The sequence below is a fragment of the Syntrophotalea carbinolica DSM 2380 genome (genome assembly GCF_000012885.1).
Classification (GTDB): Bacteria; Desulfobacterota; Desulfuromonadia; order Desulfuromonadales; family Syntrophotaleaceae; genus Syntrophotalea; species Syntrophotalea carbinolica.
The window spans coordinates 1,407,410-1,433,922 of the sequence record NC_007498.2 but is presented as its reverse complement, the minus strand read 5'-3'; the positions used below and the strand labels follow the sequence as shown (position 1 = coordinate 1,433,922).

Annotated in this window: 25 protein-coding genes; 4 read left to right on the top strand and 21 right to left on the bottom strand. The window is 55.4% G+C overall.

Annotation, left to right across the window (positions count from 1 at the left end; genetic code table 11):
* Positions 1 to 33 precede the first annotated feature (33 nt).
* The 11 genes from dnaE to PCAR_RS06885 all read right to left on the bottom strand — a co-directional run bounded on the left by dnaE (position 34) and on the right by PCAR_RS06885 (position 14,341).
* On the bottom strand, positions 34 to 3,504 hold the full coding sequence (gene dnaE, locus PCAR_RS06940) for a DNA polymerase III subunit alpha (RefSeq protein WP_011340945.1): 3,471 nt from the start codon (positions 3,502 to 3,504) through the stop codon (positions 34 to 36).
* 180 nt (positions 3,505 to 3,684) lie between these two features.
* Positions 3,685 to 4,278 (bottom strand): Maf family protein, encoded by a 594-nt coding sequence (locus PCAR_RS06930; protein WP_011340944.1) that lies wholly within the window; start codon positions 4,276 to 4,278, stop codon positions 3,685 to 3,687.
* 80 nt (positions 4,279 to 4,358) lie between these two features.
* Entirely contained in the window at positions 4,359 to 4,685 is a 327-nt protein-coding gene (locus PCAR_RS06925; RefSeq protein WP_011340943.1) for a hypothetical protein, read from the bottom strand.
* 73 nt (positions 4,686 to 4,758) lie between these two features.
* Positions 4,759 to 5,769: a helix-turn-helix transcriptional regulator gene (locus tag PCAR_RS06920; protein ID WP_011340942.1), complete on the bottom strand. Its 1,011-nt coding sequence runs from the start codon at positions 5,767 to 5,769 to the stop codon at positions 4,759 to 4,761.
* Positions 5,770 to 5,773: 4 nt separating this feature from the next.
* A complete protein-coding gene (gene guaA / locus PCAR_RS06915; protein ID WP_011340941.1) occupies positions 5,774 to 7,336 on the bottom strand; it encodes a glutamine-hydrolyzing GMP synthase in 1,563 nt (520 codons plus the stop codon).
* Positions 7,337 to 7,439: 103 nt separating this feature from the next.
* On the bottom strand, positions 7,440 to 8,915 hold the full coding sequence (guaB, locus tag PCAR_RS06910; protein ID WP_011340940.1) for an IMP dehydrogenase: 1,476 nt from the start codon (positions 8,913 to 8,915) through the stop codon (positions 7,440 to 7,442).
* Between the two features lie 252 nt (positions 8,916 to 9,167).
* Positions 9,168 to 10,238: a M42 family metallopeptidase gene (locus PCAR_RS06905; protein ID WP_011340939.1), complete on the bottom strand. Its 1,071-nt coding sequence runs from the start codon at positions 10,236 to 10,238 to the stop codon at positions 9,168 to 9,170.
* A 107-nt stretch (positions 10,239 to 10,345) separates the two neighbouring features.
* Entirely contained in the window at positions 10,346 to 10,999 is a 654-nt protein-coding gene (locus PCAR_RS06900) for a histidinol phosphate phosphatase domain-containing protein (RefSeq protein WP_011340938.1), read from the bottom strand.
* Between the two features lie 36 nt (positions 11,000 to 11,035).
* Complete coding sequence (gene miaB, locus PCAR_RS06895) at positions 11,036 to 12,361, bottom strand: tRNA (N6-isopentenyl adenosine(37)-C2)-methylthiotransferase MiaB (RefSeq protein ID WP_041531659.1); 1,326 nt, start codon at positions 12,359 to 12,361, stop codon at positions 11,036 to 11,038.
* A gap of 142 nt (positions 12,362 to 12,503) precedes the next feature.
* A complete protein-coding gene (locus PCAR_RS06890; protein WP_011340936.1) occupies positions 12,504 to 13,031 on the bottom strand; it encodes a hypothetical protein in 528 nt (175 codons plus the stop codon).
* Positions 13,031 to 14,341 (bottom strand): M48 family metallopeptidase, encoded by a 1,311-nt coding sequence (locus PCAR_RS06885; protein WP_011340935.1) that lies wholly within the window; start codon positions 14,339 to 14,341, stop codon positions 13,031 to 13,033. The genes PCAR_RS06890 and PCAR_RS06885 overlap by 1 nt, the downstream gene beginning before the upstream one ends.
* A gap of 288 nt (positions 14,342 to 14,629) precedes the next feature.
* Between PCAR_RS06885 and typA the strand changes: the two genes are divergently transcribed.
* From typA to PCAR_RS06865, 4 genes are all read left to right on the top strand, one after another.
* Complete coding sequence (gene typA / locus PCAR_RS06880; protein ID WP_011340934.1) at positions 14,630 to 16,438, top strand: translational GTPase TypA; 1,809 nt, start codon at positions 14,630 to 14,632, stop codon at positions 16,436 to 16,438.
* 152 nt (positions 16,439 to 16,590) lie between these two features.
* Positions 16,591 to 17,142 (top strand): AmmeMemoRadiSam system protein A, encoded by a 552-nt coding sequence (amrA, locus tag PCAR_RS06875; RefSeq protein ID WP_011340933.1) that lies wholly within the window; start codon positions 16,591 to 16,593, stop codon positions 17,140 to 17,142.
* Between the two features lie 385 nt (positions 17,143 to 17,527).
* Positions 17,528 to 17,908, top strand: a complete 381-nt coding sequence (locus PCAR_RS06870) for a hypothetical protein (RefSeq protein ID WP_011340932.1) — start codon at positions 17,528 to 17,530, stop codon at positions 17,906 to 17,908.
* 228 nt (positions 17,909 to 18,136) lie between these two features.
* Entirely contained in the window at positions 18,137 to 19,549 is a 1,413-nt protein-coding gene (locus PCAR_RS06865) for a sigma-54-dependent transcriptional regulator (RefSeq protein ID WP_011340931.1), read from the top strand.
* A gap of 99 nt (positions 19,550 to 19,648) precedes the next feature.
* Here the strand turns inward: PCAR_RS06865 and PCAR_RS06860 are convergent, their stop codons facing one another.
* The 10 genes from PCAR_RS06860 to PCAR_RS06815 form a co-directional block, all read right to left on the bottom strand.
* Positions 19,649 to 20,710, bottom strand: a complete 1,062-nt coding sequence (locus PCAR_RS06860) for a hypothetical protein (RefSeq protein WP_011340930.1) — start codon at positions 20,708 to 20,710, stop codon at positions 19,649 to 19,651.
* A 167-nt stretch (positions 20,711 to 20,877) separates the two neighbouring features.
* Positions 20,878 to 21,336 (bottom strand): chemotaxis protein CheX, encoded by a 459-nt coding sequence (locus tag PCAR_RS06855; protein WP_011340929.1) that lies wholly within the window; start codon positions 21,334 to 21,336, stop codon positions 20,878 to 20,880.
* A 15-nt stretch (positions 21,337 to 21,351) separates the two neighbouring features.
* Positions 21,352 to 21,723: a response regulator gene (locus PCAR_RS06850; RefSeq protein WP_011340928.1), complete on the bottom strand. Its 372-nt coding sequence runs from the start codon at positions 21,721 to 21,723 to the stop codon at positions 21,352 to 21,354.
* Between the two features lie 49 nt (positions 21,724 to 21,772).
* Positions 21,773 to 22,249, bottom strand: a complete 477-nt coding sequence (locus tag PCAR_RS06845; RefSeq protein WP_011340927.1) for a hypothetical protein — start codon at positions 22,247 to 22,249, stop codon at positions 21,773 to 21,775.
* Between the two features lie 15 nt (positions 22,250 to 22,264).
* On the bottom strand, positions 22,265 to 22,636 hold the full coding sequence (locus PCAR_RS06840; RefSeq protein WP_011340926.1) for a response regulator: 372 nt from the start codon (positions 22,634 to 22,636) through the stop codon (positions 22,265 to 22,267).
* Complete coding sequence (locus PCAR_RS06835; RefSeq protein ID WP_011340925.1) at positions 22,636 to 23,514, bottom strand: HDOD domain-containing protein; 879 nt, start codon at positions 23,512 to 23,514, stop codon at positions 22,636 to 22,638. The genes PCAR_RS06840 and PCAR_RS06835 overlap by 1 nt, the downstream gene beginning before the upstream one ends.
* An 8-nt stretch (positions 23,515 to 23,522) precedes the next feature.
* Positions 23,523 to 24,011, bottom strand: coding sequence for a chemotaxis protein CheD (locus PCAR_RS06830; RefSeq protein ID WP_011340924.1), 489 nt, complete (start codon positions 24,009 to 24,011; stop codon positions 23,523 to 23,525).
* Positions 24,008 to 25,069 carry a protein-glutamate methylesterase/protein-glutamine glutaminase gene (locus PCAR_RS06825; protein ID WP_011340923.1) on the bottom strand — a complete coding sequence of 354 codons (1,062 nt, stop codon included), beginning with the start codon at positions 25,067 to 25,069 and terminating at the stop codon, positions 24,008 to 24,010. The genes PCAR_RS06830 and PCAR_RS06825 overlap by 4 nt, the downstream gene beginning before the upstream one ends.
* Before the next feature lie 13 nt (positions 25,070 to 25,082).
* Entirely contained in the window at positions 25,083 to 25,958 is an 876-nt protein-coding gene (locus PCAR_RS06820; RefSeq protein WP_011340922.1) for a CheR family methyltransferase, read from the bottom strand.
* Positions 25,951 to 26,427 (bottom strand): chemotaxis protein CheW, encoded by a 477-nt coding sequence (locus PCAR_RS06815; protein WP_011340921.1) that lies wholly within the window; start codon positions 26,425 to 26,427, stop codon positions 25,951 to 25,953. Before PCAR_RS06815 ends, PCAR_RS06820 begins: the two co-directional genes overlap by 8 nt.
* Positions 26,428 to 26,513 lie beyond the last annotated feature (86 nt).

Below are 26,513 nucleotides of genomic sequence, written 5' to 3'. Positions count from 1 at the left end.
ACACAAATACGCCACAGGCATACAAAGCCTACTTTATTCGAAAGTTATCACATTGTACCCAAACAGGCGCTCGGTGTCTTCCATCATTTCATCGGTAGGGGCAATTTTCAGACTTTCGGGCAACCGCAGAACGGTCTCGCTGCGATGGGGAATCACCAGGTGCATGAGCACCGGGCAAGCGCCCCGATGACGCATTATGATCTCCTTGAGACGATGCAGTTGATCGTCGACGAGCCCCGGAACCTGAAACCTGAAGTGCACCCGTTTGGTTTCCTTGCGGCTGACCTCCGCCAGAGGCAGGATTTCTTTCGGCATCAGTTTGCGTGTTTCCTCTGCAACTTCCACCGTCCCGGTCACCAGCAGCGGCTGATCGCTGTGCAGAGAGTCCGAAGCGTCGCGATAGATATCGGGAAATACCACCATTTCCACGAAGCCGCTGAGATCCTCCAGGGTCACAAAAGCCATGCGTTCGCCCTTTTTGGTCACCAGATCCTTGATGCCGCTGACCATGCCGCACAATCGCACCTCTTCCTTGTCGGCCCGTTCAGCAACGTCGGCGGTGGTACAATTGGCGAAACGCCGTATGACCTCCTGATAGCGTCCCAGGGGATGGCCGGTGATATAGAACCCCAGTGACTCTTTTTCGAACCCGAGCTTGACTTTATCGGACCATTCCTCCATTTCGGGCAAAACCCCATAGCTGGTGCCCCGCTGAGATACAATCTCATCGGTACCGAACAGGGATGCCTGCCCCTCCGCCTTTTCGCGCTGCACCTTCTGGCCGATTTCCATGGCCTCTTCCAGCACCACCAGGTACTGGGCGCGATGACCGCCCAAAGAATCGAAAGCTCCGCACTTGATCAACGCTTCGACGACTTTTTTGTTGACCTTGCGTAAATCGACCCGCTCGCAGAATTCGTGCAAAGTGGTGAAGGGCTGCTCCTGGCGAACCTCGAGTATCGCGTCGATAGCCGCTCCGCCGACGCCCTTGACGGCGCCGAGTCCGAACCGTATGGCATTGTCGTGTACGGTGAAGGAACTGCTCGAAGCATTGATGTCCGGAGGCAGCACCTCGATACCCATAGAGCGTACTTCGTTGATGTTCTTGATGACCTTTTCGGTGTTTTCCATGTCCTCTGTCAGCAGAGCAGCCATGAATTCCACCGGATAATGGGTCTTCAGATACGCCGTATGATAAGCGACCAGGGCATACGCCGCCGAATGCGATTTGTTAAAACCGTACGCGGCGAATTTTTCCATGAGATCGAAGACCGCCTCGGCCTTTTTGACATCGAGTTCGTTCTCCCGGGCGCCGGACATGAAAATCTCTTTTTGCTTGGCCATCTCCTCGGGTTTTTTCTTACCCATGGCCCGGCGCAGCAAGTCGGCGCCTCCCAGGGAATAGCGTGCCAGCACCTGGGCGATCAGCATGACCTGTTCCTGATAGACGATAACGCCATAGGTGTCTTTCAGAATCGGCTCGAGTTGCGGAAAGTCGTAGGTGATCTCCTTTTTGCCGTGTTTGCGCAGAATGAAATCGTCGACCATGCCCGATCCAAGCGGCCCCGGACGATAAAGGGCGCAGACGGCGATAATATCCTCGAAACAACTCGGTTTGAGCTTGACCAGCAGTTCCTTCATACCGGAAGACTCGAGCTGAAACACGCCCGTGGTTTCACCGGCCGACAGCAACCGATAGGTATCGGGATCATCGTCCCCCACCAGTTTCAGGTCAAATTCCGGATCATTGCCCTCATGAATCAGCCGTACCGCGTTGGCGATAACGGTCAGCGTCTTCAAACCGAGGAAGTCGAACTTGACCAGCCCGATCTGCTCCACGTATTTCATGGGGAACTGGGTAACCTGGCCGCCCGATTTCGGATCGGTGTACAACGGCAGATATTCGGACAACGGCTTGGGGGTAACCACCACGCCGGCGGCATGGGTGGACGCATGCCGGGTCAGACCTTCCAGCGTAAGGGCGATATCGAGAAGTTGTTTGACCTGGGGATCCTTGTCCTGCAATTCCTGCAGACGCGGTTCCTGTTCCAGGGCTTCCTTGAGGGTGATATTGAGCACCGTGGGTACGAGCTTGGCGATTCGATCGACATCGCCGTAGGACATATTGAGGGCCCGCCCCACATCACGGATCACCCCCTTGGCCATCATGGTACCGAAGGTGATAATCTGGGCGACGTTTTCCTCGCCGTACTTCTGCCGCACGTATTCGATAACATCTTCCCGCCCGTAGATGCAGAAATCGACGTCGATATCAGGCATCGAGACGCGCTCGGGGTTCAGAAAACGTTCAAACAGCAGATTATAGGGAATGGGATCGATATCGGTGATGCGAATGGCGTAAGCTACCAGCGAACCGGCGGCACTGCCGCGACCGGGACCGACGGGGATCCCGTTATCCTTGGCCCAGTTGATAAAATCGGCCACGATCAGGAAATAACCCGGGAACCCCATGCTGTTGATACATTCGAGTTCCCGTACCAACCGGTCGTGGTAGACTTTTTCCTCTTCGGCGGAAAAATCGGGACGAACCTTGCGGATTTCGGCCAGGCGCTCTTCCAGACCGCGCCAGGAATCCTCTTCCAGCACCTGATCGAGGGTCTTTTCGGCCGGTTTTTCGTACTGGGGAAAATGGTAGGTATCGAAATCGAGTTCCAGGTTACAGCGATCGGCAATCGCAACGGTATTGGCCAGGGCCTCGGGTGCATAATGAAAGAGTTCGGCCATCTCTTCAGGCGTTTTGAGATAGAACTCGTCATTGGAAAACCGAAAGCGGTCCGGATCATCCATGGTCTTGCCGGTCTGCACGCACAGCAAAACTTCATGGGCGGCAGCGGACTCGCGGGTCAGATAATGACAATCGTTGGTGGCAACCAGGGGCAGTCCCAACTCTTTGCCGATAGCGATAAGACCCTCATTGACGGGCTTCTGCTCAGCGATGAAGTTCTCCTGCAATTCGAGATACAGACGATTCTCATCGAATATGGCGGCCATATCACGGGCGCGGGCCACGGCCTGCTCGTGTTTGCCCTGCATCAACAGCGAGGGAAGCTCCCCGCCCAGGCAGGCCGTCAGCGCAATCAAGCCTTTATTGTATTTACGCAGCAGGTCCCAGTCGATACGCGGCTTATAGTAAAAACCTTCGCGGTAACCGGCTGAAACCATCCGGCAGAGATTCTGGTATCCTTCGATATCCTGACACAAAAGCACCAGATGGTAGGCTTTGTCGCCGCCACGCACATTGCTCTTCTCAAACCGGGAACCGGGCGCAACATAGACTTCGCAACCGACAATCGGCTTAACGGAGCTTTTTTTGAGTTTGCTGAAAAATTCGACGGCACCGAACATATTGCCATGATCGGTAATGGCGACGGCCGGCATACCGCAGTCTTCGGCACGTTTGATCAGGTCACCTATGCGAATGGCGCCATCGAGAAGGCTGTATTGGGTGTGAACGTGGAGGTGTACAAAAGGCACTTTTTCCATGCAATATCCAACCGAAGCGACCGCTATCGGCAGGCTTGCCGGCTGTACTCAAAAAGAATGGCCGACACGCCCATCGAAAAGCGCGCTCATGTCAACAATGGTGATAATTTATAGGGACAACGTCAGGATTGAGAGGATAAAAACGCGACACTTTAGCACCGCTGCCGCGGACCGTCAAGATCACGCCTGATCGCCCAGCACCCGGACACCGAAATGACCGAGAAAATCGACAAGCTTGATCAAAGGCAAGCCGATGAGCGTTGTATAATCATCCCCCTCAAGCCGCTGCATGAGAGCTATCCCCAACCCTTCGACCTTGAAGGATCCGGCACAGTCCAAAGGATTTTCCCGCTGCAGATAGCAGCGGATCTCCTGCTCCGTCAAGGCGCGCAGAGTCACCCGATAGGTCGCGAAACCGGTCAGAGTCTCGTCGCGGTTGCTGTCATACACGGACAACCCGGTATAAAAGGTGTGACTTTTGCCCGCCATGCCGCGAAGCTGGCGCACCGCCCCCTCCAAGCTGTCGGGCTTGCCAAGCACTCTCCCGGACGCGTCCACAAAAACCTGGTCCGAGCCGATGATCAGAGCATCGGGATACTTCTGAGCCAGGCTTTTGGCCTTGCCGGCGGCCTGGTGTTTAACCAGCAGTTCCGGAGCGATTTCCTGATCGATCTGTTCCTGATATTGAGGCGCTGCGACATGAAACGGCAGACCGAGTTGCCGCATCAACTGCATCCGATAAGGGCTGGTGGAAGCCAAGACAATGATCTTCATAAACACGCTCCTGAAATAAAAATATCCTCCCTTTTTACTTCAGCTGCGCCATAAATGCAACGTCTACACCGCCTGCGGCCCTACGAGAACAGCATGGGCGGAATTTGCAACTCAGACACATCCGCCAGACCACGCCCCATCAAAGCTTTACCGATGGCGGCCAGAAGTCTTTCGCGATCGACCCGCTCGAAAAACTCGCCGATCCGCGAACAGCCGAGCCATTCGTCGGCAAAGGTCACCTGCACCTGGTCCCCCGACTCGATCAGCACCTCGCCTTCATACCACCCGTCCCCAAGCAGCGCAGACAGGGCCCAGCGGGGAGTCCCCGAGCGCTGGCACCATTCCGCATGATGGATATCAAGATATACCGTTTCCCCCGATTGTTCGCCCAAAGATAAAACCAGCATGTCGTTATCCTCCCGAAAAGTATGTGTCTACCTTGGAAGGATATTCCCCATCTGCGACAGATTAAGTCACAAGTCACAATGTCGCATCTAAAGCCTGCTGCAACCCCGCCGCAAAGGCGTGGCGCAAGGTATCGGGGCCGAGCACCTCGAGATGAGGCAAAAAGGAGTAAAGCCAGGCAAGGATCTCCTTGTGACCGCCGGCCTGCAGAGAAAGAATCAGCGAACCATCCGGCTGTTCTTCAAGCTGTTGAGTGGGGTGCCATTGGCGTTCCCGAATCAGATGCGACACTTCGGAAAAAAAGCGTACCCGGATAGGTTGCGGTTTTTCGCCGACCATGCCGAAGGCCTCCCGGTCTTCTTCGTCCAGGCGGAAATCCTCGGGAATCTCGAAGCGCTCCTCGCCGACCCGGACACTTTCGATACGATCCACCAGAAAGCGTCGCAGGTCACCGCGGTTGTGCGCATAGCCAACCACATACAACGACTCTTTGAAAAACAACAGGGTATAGGGATCGCATAGATACTCGGCGGCCTTGCGACGTGCCGGCGCATACCGAATAGTACAACGATACTGATACAGCAGAGCCCGCCGCAACGATTCGAGAACCTCGCGCTTGCCACGGTAATCGCGGGTTCCCTGGAAACGCGGGGTCACAGCTTGTGCGAGACGTTCCAGATGGGCGACGCTGCGCGGTGGCAGGCTGGCCCGGATGCGCCCGAAAACGGCATCGAGATCATCCAGAAAAGGGGTACCCTCGAGCATGCCGAGTTGCCCGCGACATAGGTAAAGGGTCATTAATTCGGACAGGGAAAAGGTAATAGGGGGGATTTTGGAAAAACCGGTAAGAAAGCCGTAAAGGATCCGGCCATCCCCTGAAGGCTCCTTGATCAGGGGATAACCGGCATCTTCTATAGCCTGCAAATCACGGTAGATGGTGCGGCGGGTAACGCCGCACTCCTCAGCCAACTCGTCGGCGGTGCTGCCGTGGCGGACCTCCAGAATGCGGATCAGGTCATGCAGGCGCGCGGCCTGGCTATACTTGCGGGGCGGTCGCCCCGGCCTGCCCGGCTGATGGCCCGCCATACGGCTATTCCCACTCGATGGTTGCGGGGGGCTTGCTGGAGATGTCGTAAACGACCCGGTTGACACCTTTGACTTCATTGATAATACGCCCGCTGATATGCGCCATGTCGGCATAGGGCAGAGGGTACCAGCCGGCGGTCATGAAATCCTTGGTTTCCACGGCACGCAGGGCAATGACGTATTCATAGGTGCGGCCGTCGCCCATAACACCGACACTCTTGACCGGCAGGAACACGGCGAAAGCCTGGCTGATTTTGTCGTAATGGCCGGTACGATAAAGTTCCTCGATATAGATGGCATCGGCACGGCGCAGGATATCGGCGTATTCCGGCTTGACCTCGCCCAGGATGCGCACCCCGAGACCGGGGCCCGGGAACGGGTGTCGATAGACCATCGGATGCGGCAAACCCAGCTCTTCGCCGATGGCTCGCACCTCATCCTTGAAAAGCTCACGCAGGGGCTCGAGAAGTTTGAGTTTCATATGTTCGGGCAAACCGCCGACATTGTGATGGCTCTTGATATTATGAGCCTTACCGGTCTTGGCGCCTGCCGACTCGATAACGTCGGGATAGATGGTCCCCTGGGCAAGCCAGGTGGCATCCTCGATATTGGCCGACTCCTCCTCGAAGATTTCCACAAACAGATTGCCGATAATCTTGCGCTTACGCTCAGGGTCGCTTTCACCGGCGAGCGCCGTCATGAAACGATCCTGGGCATTGACGCGAATCACGTTAACCCCCATGTTCTGGGCAAAGGTACGCATGACCTGGTCGCCCTCATCGAGACGCAACAGACCGTTGTCGACAAATACGCAGACCAGCTGATCACCGATCGCACGTTGGATCAGGGCTGCGGCCACCGATGAGTCAACCCCACCGGACAGCCCCAGGATGACGCGTTCGCTGCCGACCTGTTCGCGGATGCGCACGACGGCATCCTCGATAATCTGTCCCGGTGTCCACTGACCGGTGCAGCCGCAGATCTGCCGAACGAAGGTATCGAGCAGCTGTTCGCCGCGAGGCGTATGATTGACTTCGGGGTGAAACTGTACGCCATACAGATCCCGTGCGATATCCTGAATGGCACACACCGGGGCATTTTCGCTGCAGCCCACGACCTCGAAACCATCGGGCACCTGTTCGACATGGTCACCATGGCTCATCCATACCGGGCTTTTGCCGTCGACGAAAAATTCGTCGAACAGCGGCCCCGGAGAACCGCATGGCAGCAGCGTCGCATGACCGTATTCGCGCTTGCCGGCCGGCACCACCCGCCCACCGAAATGGCGGGACATGAGCTGCATGCCGTAACAGATCCCCAGCACAGGAATCCCCAATTCGAACAAAGCCTCCTCGACCACCGGAGCACCTTCTTCATAGACGGATTTGGGGCCGCCGGAAAGAATGATCCCCTTGGGACCGAAAGCGCGAATCGCGTCAAGGTCCATATCAAAAGGATGCAGCTCGCAATAGACATGAGCCTCGCGTACGCGGCGGGCGATCAGCTGGGTGTATTGGGATCCGAAATCGAGAATCAGTATCTTTTCGCCGTGAATATCCTGGGACATGGGTACTCCGTAAAGCTGGTATGGGGGTAAAGAATGTGCCCATGGAAAACAGTCTCCATGGGCCATCCTAAAAACAATTCAGATTCAGAGCAACTATAAAACCTTAAAAACCGCGCTCGACGCGATAGTTTGGCGCTTCATGGGTAATGGCCACGTCATGCACGTGCGATTCCCGCAGACCGGCGTTGGTTATACGGACAAAACGTGCCTTGGTCTGCAACTCTTTAAGAGTCGCGCAACCGGTATAACCCATGCCGGCGCGCAAACCACCGAGCAGTTGATGGATATTTTCCGACAGGCTGCCACGGAAAGGCACGCGACCTTCGATGCCTTCGGGGACCAGTTTGACTTCCGATTCCACATCGCTCTGGAAATACCGATCCTTGCTGCCCTGCTTCATGGCGCCGAGACTGCCCATACCGCGATAGGACTTGTAGGTACGGCCCTGATAGAGGATGGTTTCACCGGGGGATTCTTCGGTCCCGGCAAACAGGGAACCGATCATGATGACATCGGCCCCGGCGGCAACGGCCTTGGGCACTTCGCCGGAATACTTGATGCCACCGTCGGCGATCAGGGGGATACCGGCCTTGTGAGTGACCTTGGCCACATCCATAATGGCAGAGATCTGGGGGACACCGACCCCGGCAACCACGCGCGTCGTACAAATGGAACCGGGACCGATCCCCACCTTGACGGCATCCACGCCAGCCTTGATAAGCGCGGTAGCCGCTTCGGCCGTGGCGATATTACCGGCGATCAGCTGTAAATCGGGATAGGCGCGCCGCGTATCGATCACGGCATCGATAACAGCCTGTGAATGGCCATGCGCGGTATCGAGTATCACCACATCGACGCCGGCACGTACCAAGGCCTCGAGACGTTCTTCACGGTCGGCACCGACGCCGACCGCGGCGCCGACACGCAGGCGACCGATATCATCCTTGCAGGCAAATGGGTATTTGCGTACTTTCTCGATATCCTTGATGGTGATCAAGCCTTTAAGATGGTATTGCGCATCGACCACCAGCAGTTTTTCGATACGATGTTTATGCAGATGATACTTGGCTTCTTCGAGGGTGGTGCCGGGCGGTACGGTGACCAGGTTTTCTTTGGTCATGACATTGGCGATGGGTTGATCGAGCTGAGTTTCGAAACGTAGATCGCGATTGGTGAGGATACCCACCAGTTTGCCTTTACTGGTGATGGGCACACCGGAGATACGGTATTTTTCCATCACTTCCAGAGCCTGGTAGATTTTCTGTTCCGGCTCCATGGTGATGGGATCGACAATCATGCCGCTTTCGGATTTTTTGACCTGATCCACTTCCAGGCCCTGCTCCTCCGGCGTCATGTTCTTGTGAATGATCCCCATCCCCCCCTCACGCGCCATGCCGATGGCAGCACGCGATTCGGTCACGGTATCCATGGCGGCAGACAGCAGCGGGACGTTAAGCCGGATATTACGCGTCAATTGCGTGGTAAGATCCACTTCTTTGGGCAGCACAGTCGAATGTGCGGGAATGAGCAAAACGTCGTCAAAAGTAAGACCTTCTATGATGTCGCTGGGAGCCTGCATCGCCATCTCCTTGGTATTGATAGGGTGAAAATATTAATCGAGCATGCTATCCCTAAGTTAGGCCCTGTGTCAAACTTATTTTCACTATCCGAAAAGGCACCACCCCGCACAATACAAAACCACCGCGGAGTCCGCGGAGAACCCCGAATTTTCCATAAGAATGTCTCCGCGAACTCAGCGCTCCGTAACAAAAGGGTATCCAAGCCGAGCCGGATTGAATCGACAAAAAATCCGGCTGCAAAACCTCACCGTTTAATTAGGAATAATGGAAAAGTCACTGTCCAGCCGGTAAATCACCCCCGTCAACAGACGAATGGTGGCCTCGATATCGGCCAGCGACAAAACCTCCACCGGCGAATGCATATAGCGCAGGGGCACCTGCACCAGCGCCGCCGCAACGCCTGCACGGGTCAGCTGCATGACATTGGCGTCGGTGCCGGTTCCACGTGGCGCGCCCATGATCTGACAGGGGATACCCTCTTCCTCTGCCGTGCGTAGCAACAGGTCGAAAAGCGCGGGGTTAATGTTGGCACCGCGGGAAATGATCGGTCCGCCCCCCACTTTGAATTCGCCGATTTCCTTCATTTCCACCCCGGGAACATCGCTGGCGAAACCGACATCCACCGCAATGCCGATCTGAGGGTCGATACCGAAGGCACTGGTCGTCGCACCGCGCAAACCGACTTCTTCCTGCACTGTGGAAACACCGTAAACTTCCACCGGCGGCACACCGCGCTGCCGCACGGCCCGCAACACTTCCACCACGATGAAGGCGCCCATCTTGTCATCGAAACCACGGGAAGCGGCAAGCTCACCCTGCAGGCGCTCGAACCCCACGGCAAAAGTAACGGGATCGCCCACAGCGACCAGTTTGCGCGCGGCTTCTCCGTCGGCACAGCCCAGGTCGATGAACTGACTGTTCAGTTTAACCACCGTTTCCCGGTCCTTAGGCTCCATGAGATGGATAGGCTTTTTGCCTACCACCCCCAGCACCGGGCCGTCAGCGGTATGCACGTGCACGCGCTGGCCCGGCACCAGATGCGCATCGACGCCTCCGATCGGAGCGAAATAGATAAACCCGTTGTCGTCGATATAACGCACCATAAAACCGATCTCATCGCAATGACCGGCCAGCATCACCCGCATGGCCTGACTGGATGCGGCATCGATACGGGCAATGACGTTACCCATGACATCGGTACGCACCTCATCGGCCAAAGGCGACAATTCGCGACGCATGATACGCTGCACGGGCTGCTCAAAACCCGAAGGACTCGGGGTTTCGACGAGTTCCTGCAAAAAACTCACTGCATGTTCGTCCATAGTATTTCACCTCATGTTTTGAAGGATAGGATGGTATCTATCTGTGATACAAAGAATTCTTAAGCGGGGAGAACCGAACAACTGAATGCACTGCACCGCCTGACGGGTCAGCCCCCCATCAGCTTGCGCACCAGATCCTCGGCATTCTGACGAGCCTGCTGAAACTGAGCCTCGTTCAAACCGGCGCCAAGAGCGATCCGCCGCGCCTGCTCCAGCGGCGTCAAATCGCCGGGCGCATGACTGTCCGTATTCACAATCAAAGCCGCTCCGGCGGCCAGCGCCACGCGCGCCACGTGGCCGTTGGTCAACGAATGCCCCTTGCGGGTGGTGATTTCCAGACAGATACCCCGCCGGGCTGCCAGAGCCGCATCTTCTTCGGAAAGCAGCCCGGGATGTGCCAGGATATCGATATCGGCCTCCAGTGCCGCGCGATTGGTACCCGCTGCGACCGGTTCGGCAATGGTTTCGCCATGACACACGACCAGCCGGGCACCAAGCCCCCGGGCCTGCCTGGCGACTTCGGCGATCATTGGGGGCGGAACATGGGTCAGCTCAATCCCCGGCACCACCGTCAACCCCCACGCGGCGCCCAATCCTTCCGCAACCCGGACGATACGCGGAATGATAAAGTCGATATTACTCGGGTCGCCATGATCGGTGATACCGATGGCGCGATACCCGGCCACAGCTGCCCGACGGGTAAGTTCAGCGGGAATCAACTCTCCATCGCTAAAAACGGTATGGGTGTGCAAGTCGATCATGTTCTCTCCTTGAAATAACCACCTGACGAAAACGGATCAGACCCGTTCGCCCAGGTGGGAATTGCGATAAGCGACGGTAAGGCGCACCGGCACGATGCGGCCAACCAGATCGGGATTGCCATCGAAATTTACAATGCGGTTCCAGGTGGTGCGCCCGAACAGCTGACCGTTGCCCTGCCGACTGCTGCCCTCGACCAACACCGGCAAAACCTGACCGATATCCATCTGGTGATACTGCCGGGTTATCTCTTCCTGCAGGGCCAACATGCGATCGAACCACTGCTGCTTGACCTCCTTGGGAATATCGTCCGGAAGGTCGGCAGCCGAAGTGCCGGGTCGGGCGGAAAAAATAAACGAATAGATTTCGGTAAACCGGGCCCGTTCCAGAAGATCCATGGTCTGCTCGAATTCGCTTTCCGTTTCACCGGGAAAACCGACAATCACATCGGATGTCATCCGGATTTCGGGACACACCCGCCGCAAGCGTTCGATACGACCCAGATACTGGTCGCGCGTATAGCCGCGGCGCATGGCCTTGAGTACCGCATCGCCGCCGGCCTGCACCGGCAGGTGGATATGCTTGCACAACTTGTCAAGATCGGCAAAACAATCGATCAGCTCATCCGACAGATCCTTGGGGTGGGATGTCATGAAACGAATGCGTTCCAGCCCATCCACCTCAGCGACCTTCCGCAACAGCGAAGCGAAAGAAATCTCGTCGTCCTCCTTGCAGCCGTAGGAATTGACGTTTTGACCGATCAAGGTAATCTCGCGCGCACCCTGCTCGACCAGCAGGCGTACCTCCTCCAACACTTCGGCACTGGGGCGACTGACCTCCCGGCCGCGAACATGGGGTACAATGCAATAGCTGCAGAAATTATCACATCCTTGAATAACCGTAACGAAGCGTGACACTTCGGCACTCGGTGCCCGTTCCGGGAAAAGCCGGCGCCGCTTATCGGCTTCGAGAAAATCGACCTCGACATGTCGCGCGCGGTGCAGTTCGGCATCCCTCACCATATCAGCCAGGCGGTGTATATTATGGGTACCACAAACGATATCAAGATAAGGCACCTTCTCCAGCATGCGCTGCCCCTCCTGCTGGGCAACACAGCCACACACGGCAATGATCAACTCGGGACGCCGCTGCTTGAGCGGCTTGAAGCGACCCAGGTGACCGTACACCTTGCGCTCGGCACGCGCACGAATGGAACAGGTATTGAGAATGATAAGGTTCGCCTGCTCGGGACTGTCAACAGAGCTGTATCCCAAGCTTTGCACAAGGCCGACGATCTGCTCGGAATCGACCACGTTCATCTGGCACCCGAAGGTCTCCAGGTAAAAACTCTTCATAACTGAGATCACCGATCATAAAACGGACCCGCCGTGGTCATATCGCGAAAAGTCCTGCTGAAATCCGGAAACACCCACTGTTCCCCTTTCTTCCACAGATTCATTTCCCGCGCCCGGCAGGCCATATTGGTCCAAAGGTTAGTTGACCATATTAATCAAGAGCCTGTCGGGGTGTCAACGGGTTTCCCCCCTGCGCCCCCCCCCTTATCAGGGCAACCAAGATCGCAGCGTCTTCCAGGCAGTACAGCGTCAGAATCGACCCGTCCGTACGAGAACGCAATTGCACGGTGGCGACACTGCCGGATACAGGCATGACGCCGTACAGTTCCACGTCTTCCAGGGCAAGTTGCCGCACACGATGTCCCCGCAACCCGCAGCGCAGCCATATCCGTCGATCGGTCACCAGGTAAGAGATCCGCCACCATCGCCACCTGGCCACCAGCAGATGCCCGATGGCCCCATAGCCGAGAAGCCCCCAGGCGATCGCGTACCAACCGAGCCCCCCCAAGGCCGACCGCACCTCGCAGCAAGCGACATTGGCAAGACAAACCGTGAGCACCAGCCAGACCGGCAGACATGCCAAAGACCATCGCCAGCGCCTGAAAACATAAGCCCGAGACGCGGGACAGGCTTGCCAGCGAACCGTTTCACCGGGCTCCAACGAAAAATCCGCCTGCATCACTTAGCCTGCAACTCCGCCACCTTTCGGGCCGCGGCCTGACCGATTTTGCTTTGCGGATAAGCCTCGGCAATCTGCCGATACAGATCCGCAGCCTTTGCAATCCGGCCCTGCTTTTCATGCCCCATAGCCAGCAGATACCCGCCCCGGTCGGTCGGTAACAGGTTCATGCTCTTTTCCAAATGGCTTATGGCCGCCGACTCATCGTCCAGCTCCAAATAAACCAGCCCCAACCCCAGATGCGACAAATAGTAATTGCCATCCAACTGGACGGCCCGGGCCAGGTGCGGACGGGCGGCCCGAACATCCCTGGCATGCAGATAGGCCATCCCCAAACCTGTCAGAATCAGGGCTTGATCCGGCGCCACCGTGGCAGCTTGCAGATAGGTGGCAATCGCCTGCGATACATGGCCTTGCTGTTCCTGCTGCCGAGCCTGATCGTAAAGCTCGTAGCCTTTGCTCGACTGCCTGAGACCGCTTACGGCCCGCTGAAACGGCTGCTCGTTCAACACAAACCGTGGGTCGCTCTGCTGCAGACTGTAGCGCTCGGCAATATAGGCTTCCAAAGCCAACATACGCTCTTTGGAAAAAGGGTGCGTGCGAAACAAACCCGCAAGCCACATCGGTTCGGCGCCCGCCTCGACGGTACGATAGAAGAATTCCTGCAGTTGCACGCTGCCGCGCGGATTGTAACCGGCCCGAACCATATAATCGACACCGAGACGATCGGCCTGGCGTTCCTGTTCGCGACTGAAGCGATTATCCAGCAAGCCGGCAGCCAACTGACCGGCCTTCTGGGCCACGCCACCGTAAGCGCTGGAGCCGGTAGCTGCGGATAAAACCGCCAATCCGGCCCCGAGCAAGGTGCCACGCTGCATACCCTGAACCGAATCGCGAGCCGTCACATGCCCCACTTCGTGCCCCAGTACGGCCGCCAATTGCGCCTCGTTTTCAAGGCTTACCAACAACCCCCGGGTGATGGCCACAAAGCCTCCCGGCAAAGCAAAGGCATTGGGGGTTGAATCGTTGAGGACCCGAAACTCGTAAGGCAACTCAGGCCGTTCCGCCACCTGGGCGACACGCTTCCCCACCCCGTTGACATAAGCGGCCAAGGCCGGATCGTCATACTCGCCGCCCATCTGTTGCACAGCCTTGGGAAAAGCCTCCTGTCCCAGCTGAATCTCCTGGGAAGGAGTGATGGTGAACAAAGCGAGTTCCTGACGCCCCGTAACCGGGTTGACGGCACATCCTCCAACCATCAACAAGACCAGGGCCGCAGCAACAACCGACAGCCTATGAATAACACGCATGACCACACCTCTTTTCGCTACGCATGACGTAAAAGATAAAACCCTTTTGATTTTTATCATAAAACGCCTGCCCCACGGCGAGCAAGAAGTCATTGGGAAGCAACGAAATATGACCATCGGGCAAAAATAAAGAGCGTACCCTGCCTGCATTCGAATTCGAAGTTCAAGCTTCCGGGTCGCATCCTAAACATCCAGCCTCATTTTAAGCTGGCATAAAAATCCGATCCATTATAGTATGGGAGGATTTTGTAGAATAAATAACCCGAGCAAGGAGTCTATAAAAGTTTTATGCAGCAGAACATTCGCAATATCGCCATTATCGCCCATGTCGACCACGGTAAAACGACCCTGGTAGACGCCATGCTGAAACAATCCGGCGTGTTCCGTGAAAACCAGGCTGTCGCCGAACGGGTCATGGACAACAACGACCTGGAAAAAGAGCGTGGCATCACTATCCTCTCGAAAAACCTCTCCATCCATCGCAACGGCCTGAAGATCAATGTCGTCGATACGCCCGGCCATGCTGACTTCGGCGGGGAGGTGGAACGTGTCCTCAAAATGGTCGATTGCGTCCTCCTGCTGGTAGACGCATTCGACGGCCCCATGCCGCAGACCCGTTTTGTTTTGAAAAAATCCCTTGATCTGGGCCTCAAGCCGATTGTGGTGATCAACAAGATCGATCGCCCCGGTTCACGGCCGGAACAGGTCGTCGACATGGTCTTCGATCTGTTCTGCGAACTCAACGCCAACGAGGACCAACTCGACTTCCCGATTATTTACACCAACGCCAAGGCCGGTATAGCCAAAGCGGAACTCAATGAGGAATCGGCCGACCTCGAGCCCCTGTTCAGCCTGATTCAGGACAAAGTCTCTCCCCCCAGCGGCAACCCTGAAGCGCCCTTTCAAATGCTGGTCACCAGCATCGGCTACAACGACTACCTCGGCCGCATCGCTACCGGCAAAGTCGTCAACGGCGTGGTGCGCACAGGACAGACCATCGCTCTGGTCAAACGGGACGGCAAAATCGAAAAAGGGCGCATCAGCAAGCTGATCGGCTATCAGGGCGTTGCCCAGGTCGAACTGGACGACGCCCCGGCAGGCGATATCGTCAGTATCGCCGGATTCGAGGAAGTCGGTATCGGCGAAACCTTCGCCGATGAAAGCTGTCCGGAGGCATTGCCCTCCATCGCCATCGACGAACCGACGTTGTCCATGAACTTCTCTATCAACACCTCGCCTTTTGCCGGACGCGAAGGAAAATTCGTCACATCCCGCAATCTGCGCGATCGCCTGATGCGTGAATTGCGCACCAACGTCTCCTTGCGCGTCGAGGAAACGGACAACACCGACACGTTTCGCGTATCGGGTCGCGGTGAACTGCACCTGTCCATCCTGATTGAAAACATGCGCCGGGAAGGTTTCGAGCTTTCCGTATCCAAACCCGAGGTCATTTTCAGGGACATCGACGGAACGCGCTGCGAACCGATGGAAAACCTTATCATCGACGTCCCCGAAGAACACCAGGGAACGGTCATCGAGAAACTCGGCAAACGAAAAGCCGAGATGCTTTCCATGAACCCCATGGACGGTATCAACCGCCTCGAATTCACCATCCCGGCTCGCGGCCTGATCGGTTTTCGTACGGAATTCCTGACCGATACCCGCGGCACCGGCGTCATGAACCATACGTTCAACGAATACGCCCCCTACAAAGGGCCCATCGCCGGGCGCAGCAACGGCGTTCTCATTGCCATGGAAGATGGCGAAACGGCAGCTTACGCCCTGTTCACCCTGCAGGATCGCGGCACTTTGTTCGTCGACCCGGGCGTCAAGGTTTACGAAGGTATGATTATTGGCGAAAATGCCAAACAAAGCGACATGGTGGTCAACCCCTGCAAGGGTAAAAAGCTCACCAACGTACGTGCTTCCGGCAGCGACGACGCCATCCGCCTGACTCCGCCGAGAGTCCTCAGCCTGGAGCAGGCACTGGAATACGTCAACGACGATGAACTCGTCGAAGTTACACCGACGTCGATCCGGTTGCGCAAAAAACTCCTCGATGCCAATGCGCGAAAAAAATATGATAAAAACAAGTAAGTTGAAATAACATTACGGCCCGGGCAACCGGGCCGTTTTTTATGCGCCAGCGGGCTGTTTTTCTTGTCATACGAACATAATCCTATTAATATTCAAACCGACTTCAACATCGCCTTGCCCTGTTGGACCGAACCCTGCTTCCAGGAGGTTTCATGGACCAGCCACTGACCGAACCACAGCAAGCCATTCTTCTTGCCATCGCACGCAAATCGATCGAAACATGCGTATTGACCGGCAAACCCTATATCGAACCCCGCGAAGAAAAAGCCCTGAATGCGCGACGTGGTTGTTTTGTTTCCATCAAACAGGATCAGCAACTGCGCGGTTGCATAGGAAACTTTCAGTCCGAATGGCCACTTCACCGCGAAGTTGCCGAAATGGCTTGCGCGGCAGCAACCAAGGATCCGCGCTTTTACCCCATGGCCGAAACCGACCTGGCCGATTTCCAGATCGAAATATCCGTTCTGTCCGCCCTGGAAAAGATTACCGATCCGAACGAGATCGAGGTCGGAGTTCACGGCATCTACCTTGAAAAAGCGTTCCACCGCGGCGTATTGCTGCCGCAGGTTGCCGTCGAACACCACTGGGACCGCACCACATTTTTAAACCAGACCTGCATCAAAGCCGGCTTGCCGGCTGATGCCTGGGATTGCGAGGATACGGACCTGTATATTTTCAGCGCCCAGGTGTTCGGCGATGCATAACCGGATCCACGTGCATCATTGAGCCGCGGAAACGATATCGAACAGGATCTGCACAGATTACTAGCAATACGCTAACTTGATATATGTTCTGACTAGTTACGCCCTGTCGACACCGGACATCCATACAGTTCTCCACAACCGCTGTGGACAACCCGGCTTGCGGACTCGCCCCATAGATCAGTAAGGGCGGCCGCCACTCGAACCGACGTGGCATTACACTTCCGCCGCCGAGTACCAACAAGCACGAACCGGGCCTGCAACCATCCGCTATCCACCGGAAAGCCAAAGGCAAATCCGGGTTAGGCCATTGCCATGAAGACCGGAACACGGTAAACTTCAGATCATAGTCGGATCTTACCAATACCGGGTCGAGCGCCTCTTTATCATGACCAAAATCAGTTCTACATACAACAGCACCCTACAGGGCTCCACTGCCCTCAAAGCCCCCGCCGGCAAAACCCTCGGAAGCCAACCAGGCACCGTGACAGCCCCCAACCGTCCGGCCGGCGACCGCATAACCCTGTCGGAGGCGGCACTGGCGGCCGCCGCGCGCTACAGCCAGCTGATCCCCCGATCCGCCGATATTTACGCCCCGGCCCTGCCGGCGCCCCGAACCGAAACCGAAGCCGCCCCCCTGTCGACACCCGATCCTAGCGGGGAAACCCCGACCTCCCGAAACATGGTACGCACAATGTACGCACAGCAGCAGAAAATGGCCGCCGACCAAAGCCTCCCCCTCGCCTCCCGATTGGACATCCGCGTCTAGCAGAACACCGTCACCAACTGCCCCGGGTTATTTCCACCGAACTCCCGGATACCCTGCCAAGGCCCCGACAAGATCGGCTATACTCCCCGATTTGTTCAAAAAGGATTTTTACTTAGACTGTTTTTTTGTTAGTATATTGACGTACTTTTGCAGGATGTTTCCTTTGGCATACAAACCGAAGGCAACTTAGATATATCCAATAACTATTTCCAAACCAAACAGGTGAGCATGTTTTATTCTTTGCGTAGCGTTCTTCTTGTCCATAAAGATCCCAAAGAAAGAAGTGAGCTTGCCGTAGCTATTCGCAGAACAGTCGACTGCACAGTGCTCGAATCCGACTCCCCCGCAGAGGCCCTTAAGTTATTGCAGGATGATGAAGTGTCCGTGATCCTTACGGATCTCTTCGCGCCGAGCAACGAGGGTCTGGAACTGCTGAAGAAAGCTTCGCAGCACAACTCTCAAATCGTCACCATCGTCGGGGTCCCTGTCGACCATCGCGGCATGGCTCTGGAATCACTCAGACGCGGGGCGTTTTTCTGCCTCAACACGCCTTACAATCACGAAGAAACCATCATTGCCACCTCTCGTGCCTTACAGCATCATGACCTTCTCACCAAGGGAGAAATAAAAGCACGCAAATTCCGGAAATCCGACGGCTTTCACGGTATCATCGGGCAGGCTCCGAAAATGCGGCAACTCTTCAACAACATAGAAAAACTCGCGGCCGAGGGCGATTCATCCGTACTGGTACTCGGCGAAAGCGGTACCGGTAAAGAACTGGTGGCCCGCGCCATTCACGCGCACGGTCCGCGCAGTCGCAAAAATTTCGTGCCGGTCAACTGCGCCGCCATCCCCGAGGATCTTCTGGAAAGCGAACTGTTCGGCTATGTCAAGGGAGCCTTTACCGGTGCCACACAAGCGAAAATGGGCCGGCTTCAATATGCTGAAGGCGGCACCCTTTTTCTGGACGAGATCGGCGATATGAAAGCAAGCCTGCAGGCCAAACTTTTACGGGTGCTGCAGGAGAAGGAATTTGAACCGGTCGGTGGGGTAAAACCGGTATCTGTGGATGTGCGTATCGTTGCCGCGACCCACCGGGATCTGGAAAAGTCCGTGGCCGAGGGACGCTTTCGCGAGGACCTCTATTACCGCCTGAATGTCATTCCGCTGCAGATCCCCCCTTTGCGCAAGCGCAAAGAAGACATTTCTCTGCTGATAGAACGATTTGTCGGTATCTACAACCGCAAGAAAAAGAACCCTTTCAAAGGATTCAGCGACGATGCCCTGCAGGCATTGAAGCAATACCCCTGGCCCGGCAACGTGCGGGAACTCGAAAACCTGGTACAGCGTATGTCCATATTTTTTGCCGGCCAATCCGTCAGCCGCAAAGACCTGCCGGAAAAATACCAGGGGTGCGACGAAGCACAGCAACAACCGGTACAAGAACAGGAAAATTCCATCAGCCTCGAAGACGGCGGCGTCGATTTCAACCTGCTCGTCAATCGTTTTGAAAACCAGCTGATACTGCAGGCCTTGAATGTCACCGGAGGCAACAAACGCGAAGCGGCCAAGCTGCTCAACCTGAAACGCACCACCTTGATCGAAAAACTCAAACGAAAAAATATTCTGACCGACAACTGACCCGAAAACGGCACGGACTTGCCATCGGGGATGAAAAACCGGATAAACAGGGTTAAAACAAGAGGTCACGCCGAACAGCGCAACTGTTTGGGAGATCGTTCACTTACGGCTCGAGGCAAGATTCTGACGTAATTTTTCCCGGATATCATCCGGCGTTGCCGGCATCACCAGAATATCGCAAACACCATATTTAACAGCCTGCAGCACTTGACTGCGGGTCCATTGTCCACCGGCGGCGACAAGCGGCACGGACTCACCAACGATCGACTTCGCCTTGATAATAGCAGCCAGCCCCTGCTCCTTGCCCTCATCCATGGTCAATACAACGCCGCTGGCAGGAAAGGAGCCGTTCGGTCCGAACGGCTGCAAATCGTCCTGATAGCTGGCGACCTTCGGCACGAACCCTTCCGCAATGCAGCCATCGGTAAGATCGTGAACATCCTGCTTGCGACCGGCTATGACCAGGATCGTATTTCCGGAACTTTCCTCAACCGCAGACTCTGCCTCCCTGGCGGCCGATTGAACCGGCGGCGGGGTTTCATCTACGGCAGGTGTTACAGCCCCGGCAGACGCAGCTTGCTCGGGCTCCTCAATGACCATCCCCAACAGCTCGGGGGGGAACAGCATGTCCATGCTTTGCAGGGTCTGCCCATCCAGGGTGATATCGTAGGCGACATGATAGATATTCCCCGGACCAAAGGGCTCCGGACCTTCGGGATCGACCTTGGCGGGGACAACCACATCCATGCCGGTTTTTTTGAAGTGCAGTTTGTCGACGGCCGCTTCGTCGAAGGCCTGAATCAATTCGCCGGATACGATATTGACGATTTCCCCATAGGCATCGGCTTCATCCTCGGAGAACACTTCGTTCCGAACCTGCTTTTCCAATTCGGCCGGCGGCAGCATGATCAGCGTTCCACCAAGCAGAACAGCATCTTTCAGATGGCAGGAACAGTACATCCGACCTTCGCGGCTGCCCGTCACATCGAAGTTCGCCAGCACCAACTTTTTACGAAATCCGCCAAAGAATTGCGCTTTGGAAACCAGCTGCTCCGAAGCCAGCGAAACCTCGATACTGCAACCAAGAAGGTCGCCGAGACCGCTGGCCAGCTTTTCCGCCAGAGTACTGAAAATGTCTGTTATGCGTTGCTTATCACTCATCCCTTTAAATCTTGCTTTCCGAAGCGACCGACAATGTCGCAAGCCGCTTTATGTTTCGACACCGCAACACAGGCATAGACGGCGATGGGCAGCGCCCCATATAAAAAACCGCCGATGCAACAGGCGCGGACCCACCAGGGTCGATTGTCACATCAGCGGTTTACCTCTCAACAATTCTGGAGATAGCACTCGACCAGAAATTCACCCTCATCAATACTGAAGGGCACGATAACCCCTTCGGCATCGGACAGACACTCGACTTCGTATTCCGTTCCGCTGATAGCGGAAGGAATGGCCAGTTTAAGACCGCTTCCCGTTTCGGTCAACATCGACTTGACGCTTCCTGCCAGCATATTGGCAAGCTCGCCAATGGCATCCTTGACATCATCGTCGATTTCCTCGATTTCCATGAAAAGGAATTTACTGGTAATGCTCATGGCAACCGCATTGGGGACATGAATGGCCAGCATGCCACGATAATTACCGGCCAGGCCGACGAGACCTGAGACGGAATCGGTAAACTTGTTGGAGCGCGTCTGAATAGGAGCTGCAGGACGAGCTTCGGCCATCAACATGGATTGAAAAATCTCTTGCGTTGCTTCAGAAATGCATTTGGCTAAATCCACTGCACCTTCTCCTTATCAAAGGAACTGGCCCAACACCTCTTGAACCTGATCCGGCGTAAAGGGCTTTTTGATGGTGCCGACCGCGCCGAGGGTTAAAGCCTCGTTAAGCACATCCGTACCGGCCTCGGTAGTGATCATGACTACGGGAATCCCCTTGATCTGCTCATCCGCATTTTTTTGGCGCAGGAACTCGATGCCGTCCATAACCGGCATGTTGATGTCGCTCAATACGATATCCACGGATTCTCCGGCAAGAACTTCCAGGGCCGCCTGACCATCGGCTGCCTCCAGCAGTTTTTCGAATTCGAATCCTGCCTGCCGCAAAGAACGCGCCACGATTTTCCTCATGGTATTGGAATCATCAACGATCAATACTTTCTTGCCCATGCTATCCTCTATCCTTCCTTAACAATGTGAAATTTCATTTTTTAGGCTATCAGGCCTGTTCTGAGTCATCGGAAAAAAAACCGGAACCGACAATGGTCAAGATGAGCGGATCGCCCTCGACATCGTAGCTCCAGGTTTTGGTCGGACCGTCGCAGGACTCCGGCCGTTCCTGGCCCATTTCCGGCAATCCCAGGCGGTAAGCCTGATTTTCCGGAAGGAAATCGTTAAGCAGCCGACCGGCGACCGTGTTCAACAGCTCGCCCAGCATATCGGTCCGTATCTGCTCTGCCACATCATCATCCGGAAAGGCATGAACCACATCGATGATGTTCTGAAGCAGGTTTACCGGCAGAGTCAGAGTCATTTCGGCCTGCAACGGATCCAGCACCAGCAGACGAGCCGACATAGCGTCCTCGCCTTTTTTGGCTTCGGCCTCCTCGGTCATCGGCAAGACTTCCATAAAGGCCATATTTTCAAGGGTCACGGCAATAGATTGACGGACCAGTTCATCAAAGTTCTGGCTCATTACACCCTCTCTTTTTTATTGCATAAGCGGTTCAAGCTTTTTCAACAGCGTCGCCGGAGAAATAGGCTTATCGAGTACCGCATACGCCCCCAACTCAGACAACACCGCCTCTTTGGCGGGGTTTCCGGCACTGGTGATGACCACCACGGGCACATCCGTAAGTTTGGGGCTGCCCTTGACCCATTTGAGCAAGGTTTCCCCGTCCATAATAGGCATGTTCAGGTCGGTCACCAACAAATCGGTCGGCTCTTCCTTGAGGCGGGCTAACGCCTCCCTGCCATTAGGCACTTCAACCATTCCGGCGTCTCCTAAACCGATAATTTCAAGGCACCGCCGTATAACCATACGGGCGGTGGCCGAATCGTCGGCAATGACGATGCGCTTCACTAATCAACCTCCTCTTCAAAGGAAAGAGACGAAACCGCTTTTTGAAATTGGGCTTCCGCTTCCATGAGAATCTGAGCCAGAGTTTTTGAATTGACATCAAAGTACTCGGCATATCCGGCATCCAGTTGATACTGCATGCCGTCATTGCCGGTATCGCAGCCGGCCATCATGGCGCACATATCGCCCAGGTGAGCGGCGAAAGCCAGCGCTCTATATTCCTCCGGCGCCTGCATGGGCGTATGGTGATAAAGAATGGCCTGCTGCAACGGCTCGGGAAAATCCCAATGCCTGGCCATTTCGTATCCCACCTGCGCATGATCCAAACCCGCCAGGGTTCTCTCGGCTTGCAGATAATCGCTAACATTACCCTCCTTGATATATCCAAGGGCTTCCGGCGCCAATTGTTTCCAGAAGGGCGAAAAAACAAATTTTCCGATATCGTGCAAAAGCCCTGCGGTAAAGGCCAGCTCGGCTTCGAAATCCTGTTTGGCCAATCGCGCCACTTCACCGCTGGAAAATGCCGCGAACAGATCGTGTCGCCACAGAGCATCCTGCTGCCCCTCATAGCCTTCAAGGGGCTGACTGAAAAGATCACCGGTATTATCGGATAAAATGATACTGACGACAATCCATTTTCCAAGATAGCTGATAGCCCGGTCAAGCGACGTGACCGGATTAAGCAATCCGAAAACAGGCGAATTGACCATCTTGAGAACTTTGGCTGTCAAAGATGCATCATATTTAACGATATTGACCACATCGTCAAGCTCATAATCTTCATTGGCCATGACCTGCAGCAACCGACTGACATTCGGTGACAGCATCGGCAGGTTATCAATGGCCTGCCGGACTTCTTCGGAGCTTATTTTCGGTTCCATGCCCCCCCCTATATTTGCCATTGGCCGCGTCCGGGACATGACACGTTCACCAAGCCGGTATCGACGTGCAACGATACCGTGCGACTATAATTAGCGCCGACATCTTCGGCGACCGGTCCCATCCCCAGCTTCCACAAAATCTTTTTTACCGCAAGGATATTGCGCTTGCCTATATTAAACGTATCGTTGCCTGCCATAACAGCAGCGCCGCCGAGCATTTTGACGACCAAACCCCGTCCTCGTGCATGACACCCCAAACGCACCATTTCCTTGAACAGCAAGGGGACGCCGAGATCGGCAAAATATCCCGGACATTGCTCGCCCTTGGCGGTATTAAGTTTGGATTCGGGAAGGGCCACATGAACCATTCCGGCTATTTTCAGATTCGGTTCATACATGGTTACGGCTACACATGAACCGAGGGCGTATGTTTTAACCATGGAACCGGGGGTTTTGGACACACCATATTCCCCGATACCCAAAATAAGATCGCTCATATTCGCCGCTCCGAAAGAAGGTCGACAATCCTGGGTGCCATGGAATCCAACGATACCAGGGAGTGAGCACCCCCCATTTCATAGGCCACTTTAGGCATGCCAAACACCACGCAGCTGGCTTCATCCTGGGCCAGGTTGCGGGCACCGGCTTCGCGCATGGCCCTCATGCCCTCCGCACCGTCCGAGCCCATGCCCGTAAGCATCACGCCTATGGCATTGCCCCCTACATGCTTGGCGACAGAGTGCATCATCACATCGACGGAAGGACAATGGCCTTTGACAGGCGGTCCGGGCTCGCAGCGAACCTGATAAAAGCCACCGGAACGCACCACTTTCATGTGAAATCCTCCGGGACCGATCAACACCCGCCCCGGCATGATCCGGTCGCCGGTAGCCGCTTCCTTGACCTCCATGGCGCACAGCTGGTTGAGACGTTCGGCGAACAGCCGGGTAAAACCGGCCGGCATGTGCTGAACAATCACCACCCCCGGCATGGTCGCAGGGAACTGCGCTATGATCTTGCGGATAGCTTCGGTTCCGCCGGTAGACGCACCGATGGCGATAACCTTATCCGTCGACTCGGCCAAAGCCCTTTTTTCCAGGGTTTTGAGCCGAGCAGGCACCACAGTTCGGGCCGCTTTCCAATGCGAGACATTGGCGGTAGATGCCAGCTTGACCTTGGCGCACAATTCCGAGAGCATCGCTTTTAGCCCCCGGGCGATATCGCTGGTCGGCTTGGAGACGAAATCGACGGCCCCGGCATCCAGAGAATCGAGGGTGATCTGCTTGCCCTTTTGTGTCAAAGAACTGACCATCACCACAGGAAGTGGATATTGCGGCATCAGGCGGCGTAAGAAGTCAACCCCGTCCATACGCGGCATTTCGACGTCCAAAGTTAGCACATCGGGTTGCAATTTAACAATTTTATCCCGGGCGATATAAGGATCCCCTGCGGTTCCGACCACTTCGATGGAAGGGTCCAGGGCCAACCCCTTGCTCAGGATCTGCCGCACGAGGGCGGAATCATCGATAACAAGCACTCGTATTTTTTTTGGCATCGGTTATCCCTGACTACTGTTTGTGGTAAACGGCGGGTGCCAGATATTGGTACAGACTCTGCCCCCTGCCCAGGGTTTCTGAATGCCCCAGGAAAAAGTAGCCTCCCGCGACCGTATGCCTATGAAATTTGGCCACCAGGTTTTTGCGTGTCGGATCGTCAAAGTAAATCATCACATTACGGCAAAAGATGACATGAAAAGGCTTTTTAAACGGAAAAACATCGTTCATCAGATTGAAACGCCTGAATGTCGCTTCCTGCCGCAACTCCTCGATAACTTCAAACTGCCCGTCGGGCAGCGCACGAAAATATTTGCGCCGCAAATGCTCCGGAAGGTTCCGCACCCGATCCTCGGGATAAACGCCGCGTCTGGCAATATCGAGTACCCGTGAGGAGATATCCGTTGCTAGGATGCCGCCATCCCATTGCGCATACTGGTTACCGAAAAACTCGCGCAAAAGCATCAGCAGCATATAGGCCTCTTCACCGCTGGAACACCCGGCGCACCAGATGCGTATATCGCGCTGGTTCTGTTTCTCCAGGGTCTTTTTCAGCTGCGGAAGCGCCGTCTCGATAAAAAAATCGAAATGGGATTTTTCCCGGTAAAAATACGTATGGTTGGTGGAAATGCGATCCACCAGCTGGCTGAGGGCCTGTTCGGTCGGGTCTCCCAGCAAAGCTTCGTAATAGCTTTTAAAACTGGTGTGACCGCTTTGCCGCAGAACCTTCTGCAGGCGTCCAACCAACAAAGATCGTTTCTGATCGGTAAGATTAATCCCAAAACGATTGTAGATGAGCCCACGCAACAACTCGAACTCTTCGTCCGTGATACGCATCAACATGCCACTATCGGGAAACATCGGCGCTGAACGCCGTTTTGTGTCAGGCATAAAACAGTCTCTGAACGTCCAGCAGAATTTTCACTTCGTCGTTGACCTTGCCGATCCCCTTGACATATTGCCCGGTTTGCGCCGAACGGCCGGGGGGAGGCTCGATCTGGTTATCCGCGATTTCGGTAACTTCCTTGACCTCGTCGATAATCAGTCCGGATGTCTCGCCGTCGACATGCACGACGATAATACAGGTGCGCTCATCGTAATCGCGGTCCGACATACCGAAACGGGTGCGTATATCCATGACCGGAATAACACGGCCGCGCAGGTTGATAACACCCTTCATATAACCCGGCAGATCGGGTACTTCGTTGATCTTCTGAATACCTACAATTTCGGTGACGTGGCGGATTTCGATGCCAAACTCCTCGCTACCGACTTTAAACACCAGGAATTTCCCATGCAGGGTATCTTCGGATGAGACATCCATACCGGCGACCATGTCCAAATGAGATTCAGCAGTCATATATCCCCCTTTGTAAACCTAAAAATAATACGCTCACGCATCGAGCCCTGCGCGGTCAAGCCATTTCCCCGGACTGGCCCTTGAGG